9 protein-coding genes are annotated in these 9,588 nt (G+C 73.4%); all 9 read right to left on the reverse strand.

What is annotated here, in order from left to right; all coding sequences use genetic code 11:
• On the reverse strand, positions 1–935 hold a 935-nt coding region (locus tag MXD58_RS12520), incomplete at its 3' end, for a serine/threonine-protein kinase (protein WP_250609336.1).
• A 63-nt stretch (positions 936–998) separates the two neighbouring features.
• Complete coding sequence (locus MXD58_RS12525; protein ID WP_248819170.1) at positions 999–1,334, reverse strand: RNA polymerase-binding protein RbpA; 336 nt, start codon at positions 1,332–1,334, stop codon at positions 999–1,001.
• 249 nt (positions 1,335–1,583) lie between these two features.
• Positions 1,584–3,389: an ABC transporter substrate-binding protein gene (locus MXD58_RS12530; RefSeq protein WP_248839941.1), complete on the reverse strand. Its 1,806-nt coding sequence runs from the start codon at positions 3,387–3,389 to the stop codon at positions 1,584–1,586.
• Entirely contained in the window at positions 3,386–3,616 is a 231-nt protein-coding gene (gene secG / locus MXD58_RS12535) for a preprotein translocase subunit SecG (RefSeq protein WP_248839942.1), read from the reverse strand. The genes MXD58_RS12530 and secG overlap by 4 nt, the downstream gene beginning before the upstream one ends.
• 422 nt (positions 3,617–4,038) lie before the next feature.
• Positions 4,039–4,875: a triose-phosphate isomerase gene (gene tpiA, locus MXD58_RS12540; protein ID WP_284678266.1), complete on the reverse strand. Its 837-nt coding sequence runs from the start codon at positions 4,873–4,875 to the stop codon at positions 4,039–4,041.
• Positions 4,876–4,888: 13 nt separating this feature from the next.
• On the reverse strand, positions 4,889–6,091 hold the full coding sequence (locus MXD58_RS12545; protein WP_248839943.1) for a phosphoglycerate kinase: 1,203 nt from the start codon (positions 6,089–6,091) through the stop codon (positions 4,889–4,891).
• A gap of 127 nt (positions 6,092–6,218) precedes the next feature.
• A complete protein-coding gene (gene gap, locus MXD58_RS12550; protein ID WP_248839944.1) occupies positions 6,219–7,226 on the reverse strand; it encodes a type I glyceraldehyde-3-phosphate dehydrogenase in 1,008 nt (335 codons plus the stop codon).
• 550 nt (positions 7,227–7,776) lie between these two features.
• Positions 7,777–8,754, reverse strand: coding sequence for a DNA-binding protein WhiA (gene whiA / locus MXD58_RS12555; RefSeq protein ID WP_248839986.1), 978 nt, complete (start codon positions 8,752–8,754; stop codon positions 7,777–7,779).
• Between the two features lie 14 nt (positions 8,755–8,768).
• A partial coding sequence (locus tag MXD58_RS12560) for a 2-phospho-L-lactate transferase CofD family protein (protein ID WP_250609337.1) occupies positions 8,769–9,588 on the reverse strand: 820 nt, incomplete at its 5' end.

Here is a 9,588-nt window from a genome sequence, read left to right on the forward strand (position 1 = left end):
GCCGGCGGCTCGACGGCCGGCGGCCATCGACTGGTGGGGTCCGGTGTGCGTTGCGCGGGCGGGGTGAGCGCATAGCGCAACAGCGCCGCCGCGCCGACGGCCTTCAGCCGGGTCGCCGGGCTCTTCGCGAGCAGGCCGGCGATGACGGGGGCGAGCGGCCCGGCCCGCAGCATCGGCGGTGGTTCCTCGCGCACGACCGCACCGATGGTCAGCGGCAGGCTGTCCCGCAGGAACGGCGCGGTGCCCTCGACACCGAGATACAGCACGGCGCCCAGCGCGAACAGGTCCCCGGCCAGCGTCGCGGGCCTGCCGAGCAGCCGCTCGGGGGCCATGTAGGCAGGCGTCCCGCCCCGGCTGGCGAGCAGGTCGACCGCCGTCTGGACGAGCGGCTCCCCGCCGGAGTGCCGCTCGGGCAACGTCGGGTCGGACGTGTGCGTCGCGATGCCGAAGTCGGTGAGCAGCACCCGGCCGTCCCGCGCGAGCAGGATGTTCGACGGCTTCACGTCCCGGTGCAGCACGCCGAGCCGCTGCCCGGCGGTGAGCGCGTCGAGGACGGCCAAGCCGATGCCGGCGACCTGGGCCACGGGCAGCGGGCCGTCCCGCTCGACCATGGCCGCCAGGGTGTCGGCGGGCACGAGGTCCATCACGATCCACGGCAGGCCATCCTGTTCGACGGCGTCGTGGACCGTGACGACATGCGGGTTGCCGCGCAGCCGGGCGGCGTTGCGGGCTTCCCGCATCGCCGCGTCGACCTGCCCGGCCCGCTCGTCACCGTCGAGGTCCGCCGGAAAACGGATCTCCTTGACGGCGACGTCGACCCGCAGCACCTCGTCGTACGCCCGCCAGACCGTACCCATGCCGCCCGAGCCGAGATGGGTCAGCAGCCGGTACCGCCCCGCGACGAGACGGCCGGCGCCGACGTCCTTCACGGTCACGGCGCACCATCCTCGGGTCGGACCGGCGGGGGCCCAGCGGGCGACCGGCCGGCCCAGCCCAGGCTAGGAGGCGCCCCGGAGCTTCGCGAGCGCTTCGGCGAGAATCGCCTCCCCGTCCTTCTCGTTGCGACGCTCACGCACGTACGCGAGATGCGTCTTGTACGGCTCCGTCCGCGGCGGGGCCGGGGTGTTCTCCCGGTCCTGGCCGGCGGGCAGGCCGCAGCTCGGACAGTCCCATGTGTCGGGGATCGACGCCTCGACGGCGAACGACGGTCTGGTCTCGTGCGCGTTGGCGCACCAGAAGGAGACGCGCTGCCTGGGCGCGGTCTCGCCCCGCTCCGCCTCTCCCATTGGGCCAGCCCCGACCCGGCTCCCCCGAATGGCGTTGCCACCTGCCACGGTCCGCGTGCTCCTTCGTCTCGTCCCAAGTTGGTGTCCCCGGACATCGCACCCACATTGCCGGGTGCGGTGGGGACCACTGCGCGGACCGCCGGTCGGCTCCGCAAGCATGACCTTCCCGGCACTACCCCCCGGTTGTCCCTCCGGGTACGTCCTGGAGGGAGTGTAGGCCGCGAGGGGCCAACGTGGATGCACCGACCACCCCGACCCGGCCAGGCGCAGCCGGGACGAACGGGGACAGCCCGCCCTTCACCCGGTACCCAGGGCCACGGCCGTCGGGTCCGCCGTCCCGATGGAGGGGACGACAGTGAAGGTCGTGACGGCGCCGCTGTGGAAGGCCGGGGTGTGGGTGACGGCCAGTGGGATGACGGCGGCGCTGCCGATGACGGTCTGCTCCAGGTCGCTCCAGTCGTCGGCGTCGCCCGCGTCGCCCGCGTCGCGCAGGGCCGCGTCGAGCTGGCGCAGGGCGACCGGGTCGCGGTAGCCGCCGTCCGCGGGCCGCGGGCCGGTCCAGTCCTCGTCGAGCAGCGGCTGGAACACCGTGCGCCCGGCGTCGCCGTACCAGGCCGGGGTGATCCAGGTCAGCGCCAGGTCCCAGAACTGGCTGGCAGGGGAAACCGCGGCGGCGGCCAGGCGCGCGCCGGTGCGGATCCGGACGTCGAGGCGGATGCCGGCGCGGGCGAAGGCGGTCCGCAGCGCCTCGGCGACGGCGGCGTCGGTGCTGCTGTCGGAGGCGAGCAGGGACAGCGCCGTGACGGGGCCGCCCGGGGTCTGGGCGAGCGCCTGGCGGCAGCGGTCCGGGTCACCGCCCTCGCCGAGGCTCGGGAACGGGTCCACCGCCCGGTAACCGGTCATCGGCGACTGCAGCAGGCTGCCGGTCGCCGTCGCGAAGTCCGGGCCGCCGAGGGCCGCGGCGAGGCTGCGGCGGTCGACGCAGTAGGGCAGCGCCTGGCGGACCGTCGATTCGCGCAGCGCCGCCGCGGATGGCCCGTTCAGGCCGACCGTGAGGGCCAGGGTCGACCCCACCGGGTCGACGGTGAGCCGCGGGTCCTTCGACTTCTCCAGCTCCGCCGCCCGGCTCGTGGGCAGCACGCCGTCGAGTGACATGTCGGCGTCGCCGCTTTCCAGGTCCTGCTGCATCTGCTCGGAAGACAGCCCGTCCGTGATCGTGATGTGGTCCGGCAGCGCGCGGCGGATGCCGTCGGAGGAGGCGCTCCACGACGGGTTGCGGGCGAGGCGGAACCCGGGCGCGTCAGCCGGGGAGACCGTGAACCGGTAGGGGCCGGCGGACACCAGGTCGCGCAGGTAGGCGGCCGAGTCCGGCGGGTAGGCGAGCGCCTCCAGCGGCACCGGCGCGGCGGCCGGCAGCGCCAGCACGTCCACGAAGTCGTTGATCGGGGCGATCAGGTGGAACGCGACGGTGTCGTCCCCGACGATCTCGACGCCCTCGATGGTGTTGCTCTCGATGTAGGCGGCGGCATCGGCGACCGGGGTGTCCGACAGGGCGTCGCAGAACCGCCCGAAGCCGACGATGGTCGCGGCGAAGTAGCCGCGCAACGGCGACGGGTTCGGCGGGGTGCACAGCCGCTTGATGCCACGGGCGACGTCGTTGGCGGTGATCCGGCGCTGGTTCGGGGTGTCCCAGCGGGCCGCCGAGCGCAGCCGGACGGTGTAGACCAGCCCGTTCTCGGTGACGATCGGCGCGCCGACGGCCAGGTCCGGCCGGGGCACGGTCGAACTCTGCGGGCTGGGGTCGGTCGGGTAGCTGTAGAGCTGGCGGGTGACGAGCCGGGCCACGGCCTGTTCGCCGGACTGGTCGGCCCAGCCCGGGTCGCCGCTGGGCATCTGCCCGGTGACGATGCGCAGGGTGCCGCCGGGCTTGGCGACCGGCGCGGTGGTGGTCGCGGCGACCGGGGTGGGGCTGGCGGCGAAGGGGGCACCGCCAGAGGCGCCGCTGCAGGCGGCGGCCACGACGGCGAGGGCGGCGAACAGCGCCGCGAGTCGGAATGCAGCCCGGCCCCGGGCGGGGCGGCGGCGCGCGCGCGGTCGGTTCAACTCTTCAGCAGCAGACCGAGGCCGATGATGCAGATGAACCAGATGATCCCAACGAGGACCGTCAGGCGGTCGAGGTTCTTCTCCACGACCGAGGAACCACCGAGCGACGAGGACACCCCGCCACCGAACAGGGTGGACAGACCGCCACCCTTCGACCGGTGCAGCAGCACGAGCAGGATCATCAGCACGCTCGCGACAATCAGCGCGATCGACAGACCGACCGTCATTCGGACCAGCTCCCGCTCCAGGGGAGACGGCAGGGCGCCGTCACCCGGTCGATCCACCCGCCAGGGACGAGCGCAGCCGCGCGGCGCCCGCCGACGTTCAGGGGATCAAGAAAACACTTCTTTCGTCATACCTCGTCATGTTCGGGGTGCGTATGACGGAGGTAGGACTCCAGGCCAGGTATCGAAAGTACCGCACCGCGGTGGGCGAACCACGGTGCCGGCCCGCCCCAGCCGAAGATCCACACCGGAAGTTTTGCCCCGATGGGGTTGCCGACCGAGGCCGTTGGGGGTGCCCACACGGATCCGGCCGGGGGCGGACATGCCGAGGGCCCGGCCGATTCCTCGGCCGGGCCCTCGGGACATCACGGCGCACCGAAGCCGCCCACCGACCGGGAGTCCGCGGCCGGTGGGCGCCCCGGCGCTCAGGCCGTCGGGCCGCTGCGCACGATGCCGACGAACTCCTCGGCCACCAGGCTCGCCCCACCCACCAGACCGCCGTCGATGTCGGGCATGGTGAACAGCTCGCCGGCGTTGGCCGCCTTCACCGAGCCGCCGTAGAGCACCCGGATGCCGCCGGCGATCTCGGCGCCATACAGCTCGGTGAGCTTGCCCCGCACCGCGGCGCACATGTCCTGGGCGTCCTGGGCCGAGGCGGTGCGGCCGGTGCCGATCGCCCACACCGGCTCGTAGGCGATGACGATCGTCGCGGCCTGCTCGGCGGTGATGCCTGCGAGCGAGCCGGCGAGCTGGCCCAGCACGTGCTCGACGTGGGTGCCGGCGACCCGGATCTCCTCGACCTCGCCGACGCACAGGATCGGCGTGATGCCGGCGGCGTAGGCGGCCCTGGCCTTCGCGGCGACGACCGCGTCATCCTCGTGGTGGTCGGCGCGGCGCTCCGAATGGCCGACGACGACGTAGCTGCAGCCCAGCTTCGCCAGCATCCCGCCGCTGATGTCGCCGGTGTGCGCGCCGGAGCTGTGCGGGGAGAGGTCCTGCCCGCCGTAGGACAGGGCGAGCTTGTCCCCGTCGATGAGCGTCTGCACGCTGCGCAGGTCCGTGAACGGCGGTACGACGACGACCTCGACGGCTTCGAGCTCGGCGGGCTTGAGGTCGAAGGCGACCTTCTGCACCAGCGCGATCGCCTCGAGGTGGTTGAGGTTCATCTTCCAGTTGCCGGCCACCAGCGTGCGCCGCCCGGCCTTGCCCGCTTTCTGCGTGCCCACGGTGCTGCCCTTTCGTCCGCGTCCCAGCGGTGCCATGTCGGTTCCGGCCTCAGACGTCGAGCGCCGCGAGGCCGGGCAGCGCCTTGCCCTCGAGGTACTCCAGGCTCGCCCCACCACCGGTGGAGATGTGGCTGAAGCCGCTGTCCGGCAGGCCGAGGGTCCGCACGGCCGCGGCGGAGTCGCCGCCGCCGACGACGGAGAAGCCCGATCCGGCGGCGATCGCCTCGGCGACCCCGCGGGTCCCGGCGGCGAACGGCGCCATCTCGAACACGCCCATCGGCCCGTTCCAGAACACCGTGGCGGCGCCCGCGAGCCGGTCGGCGAACGCCGCGGTGGACGCCGGGCCGATGTCCAGACCCAGCCAGCCCTCGTCGATGGCGTCGACGGCGACGGTCGCGGTCGCGGCGTCGGCCGCGAACCGATCGGCGACGACGACGTCGGTCGGCAGCACGATCCGGTCGCCGCCCTCGGCGAGCAGCTCCTTGCAGGTGTCGATCATCTCGGCCTCGAGCAGCGACGCGCCCACCCCGTGGCCGAGCGCGGCCAGGAACGTGAAGCACATGCCGCCGCCGACGAGCAGCGCGTCGACCTTCGGCAGCAGGGAGCGGATGACGCCGAGCTTGTCGGAGACCTTCGAGCCGCCGAGCACGACGGCGTAGGGGCGGTCCGAGGCCTCGCTGAGGCGGCGGAGCACCTCGAGCTCGGTGAGCACGAGCCGGCCGGCGGCGTGCGGCAGACGCTTGGGTACGTCGACGACGCTGGCGTGCGCGCGGTGCACAGCGCCGAAGGCGTCACCGACGTAGAACTCGGCGAGCGCCGCCAGCGCGTCGGCGAACGCCGCCCGCTCCACGGCGTCCTTGGAGGTCTCCCCGGGCGAGAACCGCAGGTTCTCCAGCAGCGCCACCTCGCCGTCGGCGAGGCCGCCGACGATCTCGTGGGCACGCGCCCCGGCGATGTCGCCGCTGCCGTCACCGGCGAAGGCGACCGGGCGGCCCAGCAGCTCCCCGAGCCTCGCCGCGACCGGGCCGAGCGAGTACTTCAGGTCGGGTTCGCCCTTCGGCCGGCCCAGGTGGGAGGTCACGATCACCCGGGCGCCGCGATCGAGCAGCGCCGCGATCGTCGGGACGCTGGCGCGGACCCGCCCGTCGTCGGTGATCCGCGGGGTCTCGCCCGACCGGTCCAGCGGCACGTTCAGGTCGCTGCGGACCAGGACACGATGCCCGGCGACCTGCAGGTCGTCGATCGTCCTCACTCTTCGTTACTCCAGGGTTCAAGGCCGGCACGGGGTCGGTTCATCGGTGGGGAGGTCGGTCGGTTCGGAACCTCGGCGAGCCGGCCCGGGCACCGCCCGCGGCGATGACCCGGGGCCGGGGTGGCCACTAGAGGCGGGCGCCGACCAGCGCGGTCAGGTCGACCAGCCGGTTGGAGTAGCCCCACTCGTTGTCGTACCAGCCGATGATCTTGACCTGGCTGCCGGCGGACATCGTGAGCAGCGAGTCGAAGGTGCACGACGCCGGGGTGTTCACGATGTCGGAGGAGACGATCGGGTCCTCGGTGTAGACCAGGTAGCCCTTGAGCGGGCCCTCGGCGGCCGCCTTGAACGCGGCGTTGACCTCGTCCTTGCTGGCGGGCTTCGCCAGGGTGGCGACAAGGTCGGTGACGGAGCCGTCGAGCACCGGCACGCGCATCGCCAGGCCGTCGAGCTTGCCCTTGAGCTGCGGCAGGACCAGCGAGGTGGCCTTCGCGGCCCCGGTCGTGGTCGGGATGATGTTCTGCGCCGCCGCCCGCGCCCGGCGCAGGTCCGAGTGCGGGAAGTCCAGGATGACCTGGTCGTTGGTGTAGGCGTGCACGGTGGTCATCAGGCCCTGGGTGATGCCGAACGCCTCGTCGAGGACCTTCGCCATCGGCGCCACGCAGTTCGTCGTGCAGGAGGCGTTCGACAGGATGTGGTGCTTCGCCGGGTCGTAGGCGTCGTCGTTCACGCCCATGACGACGGTGAGGTCCTCGTCCTTGGCCGGCGCCGAGATGATGACCTTCTTCGCCCCCGCCTGCAGGTGCTTGGCGGCGTCGGCGGCCTTGGTGAACCGGCCGGTGGACTCGATGACGATGTCCACCCCCAGCTCGCCCCAGGGCAGCGCGGCCGGGTCGCGCTCCGCGAGAACCTTGATCAGCTTGTCGCCGACCCGGATGCCCTCGTCCGCGGTGCTCACCGGGGCGGCGAGCGTGCCCAGCGTGGTGTCGTACTTCAGCAGATGCGCGAGCGTCTTGCTGTCGGTCAGGTCGTTCACGGCGACGATCTCGAGGTCGTCCCGCTTGGTCGCCGCGAGCGCCCGCCAGAAGTTACGGCCAATACGCCCGAAGCCGTTGACACCCACCCGCGTAGCCACGTCCTGGACTCCCTACCGTCGTGTGTGACGTCGAATCGTTGGGTCATGACGCCGATCGGGTCATGACGCCGTCCGGGTGGTGGCCCGGAACGGTGGTGACACGTTCGTATGACGTTGTCGAGGGAGGAGCCTAACGAGTTCGCACATCATCGGCGGGAATCCGAAGCGTGCGGTGTTGGTCTCCTCACAACAGGCTGCCCGCCCGCCGGGCGGACTGCCTCATTCCGACCACGACGACCCGCCGCAGCCGAAGGTTCCCCCACTGCGCCCGTCCACGCTCCGGGCCAGGTACGCACCCGGTCAGGACGGGGGCACCGGCCGGCGGACGCCCGGGTGGGCGGCCGCGCGGCGCGAGTCGAAACATCGCCCGCACGGGCGATCCCGATGGTGCCACCGGTGATTATTCCACGCGGCCACGAACCGTTGATCAGGCCCCGGCCGGCCACGGCGCGCATCGTCGCGTGCCATCAGTGCCCGGCGTCGGATCGGCAATTCCGGTCATGTAGGTAGTGAAATGCCCGAAATTGTCCAAGCAGCCCATTGTCAGGGTTCAGGCGTTCTCCAGGAGGTCCGGTGAGACGCTTGCCTCGGTGTTGGGGATGCCCAGGGCATTCGCCCGCTTGTCGGCGAGCGCCAGCAGCCGCCGGATACGCCCGGCGACCGCGTCCTTGGTCAACGGCGGGTCCGCCAGCGCGCCGAGCTCCTCCAGCGACGCCTGGGCGTGCTCGAGCCGCAGCCGGCCCGCGGCCAGCAGGTGCTCGGGGGCGTCCTCGCCCAGGATGCGCATCGCCGCCTGCACCCGGGCCCCGGCCGCGACCGCCGCCCGGGCCGACCGGCGCAGGTTGGCGTCGTCGAAGTTCGCCAGCCGGTTCGCCGTCGCCCGGACCTCCCGGCGCATCCGCCGTTCCTCCCAGGCGAGCAGGCTCTCGTGGGCGCCGATGCGGGTCAGCAGCGCGCCAATCGCGTCGCCGTCGCGGATCACCACCCGGTCGACGCCGCGCACGTCCCGGCTCTTGGCCTGCACACCGAGCCGGCGCGCCGCGCCGACCAGGGCCAGCGCCGCCTCCGGCCCCGGCGAGGTGACCTCCAGCGAGCAGGACCGGCCAGGCTCCGTCAGCGAGCCGTGCGCGAGGAACGCACCCCGCCACGCCGCCGCCGCGTCACACGCCGAGCCGGTCACGACCTGCGGCGGCAGCCCGCGCACCGGGCGGCCCCGCTGGTCGAGCAGGCCGGTCGAGCGGGCCAACTGCTCGCCGTCGCGCTCCACCCGGACGATGTAGCGCACCGACCGGCGCAGCCCACCGGCGGCGAGCACCGCGACCGTGGACGGGAAGCCGAACACCTCGGCGACCTCGCGGCGCAACCGGCGCGCGGTGGCACCCGTGTCCAGCTCGGCCTCGACGACGATTCGGCCCCCGACGATGTGAAGTCCCCCGCCGAAACGCAGCAGGGCGGCCATCTCGGCCCGCCGGCAGCAGGGCTTCGCAACCCGTAGCCGGCTCAGTTCGTCCTTGACGGTGGCCGTCATCGCCGCCACACCGATCACTCCTTGGCTTCACCGGATGAGGTCCGACGGTCAGCACCGCCGGACGTTGGGTACGTGGTGACCGGCCGCCTGGCGCCGTTCACGGACGGCCCCCGCGACGCCGCCGCGCCGGCCGGGCTGATCCCGGCAGTCCTGGCGGCGGGTGGCACGGGCGCGGCGGTGCCGGTCGAGGCCGTGGCCTGCGCCGGTGGCACCAGACCGGTCGCGGCCCCCCTGGAGGCAGAGTCCCCCGGCGCCTGATCCCCCGGCGCCTGATCCCCCGGCGCCTGGTCACCCGGCGCCTGATCCCCCGGCGCCTGGTCACCTGGCGCCGAATCCCACGACGCCGAATCCCACGACGCCGCGTCCGCCGTCGCCGGGGGGCGCTCGGGCAGCCCGGCGAACACCGCCTGGAAGGCTGCCGCGAGCCGGACCGGGTCGTGCACGGGCACCCCCGGCACTCGCACCGGCGCCAGGTACAGGCGGGCTCCGAGCCGCGCCGCCGCCCGGGCCAGCGGCTCGGGTTCGGGCACGGCCGTCGGATCGGCGAGCACGACATCCACCCGCAGGCCGGGAACGTGCTGACGCAGCACGTCCAGGTGCGCCTGCGGGGTGTAGCCCGCGGTCTCGCCGGGCTGGGCGGCCAGGTTGAGCACCATGAGCACCCGCGCTCGGGAACTCGTGATCGCCTGGCGCATCCCCGGCACGAGCAGGTGCGGCAGCATGCTCGTGTAAAGCGATCCGGGGCCCAGCACGAGCCAGTCGGCGACGCACGCCGCCGCGACCGCCTCCGCGCAGGCCACCGGCTCCGCGGGCGCCAGCCGCACGCTGCGGACC

This window comes from Frankia sp. AgKG'84/4 (genome assembly GCF_023242965.2).
In the GTDB taxonomy this organism is placed as follows: Bacteria; Actinomycetota; Actinomycetes; order Frankiales; family Frankiaceae; genus Frankia.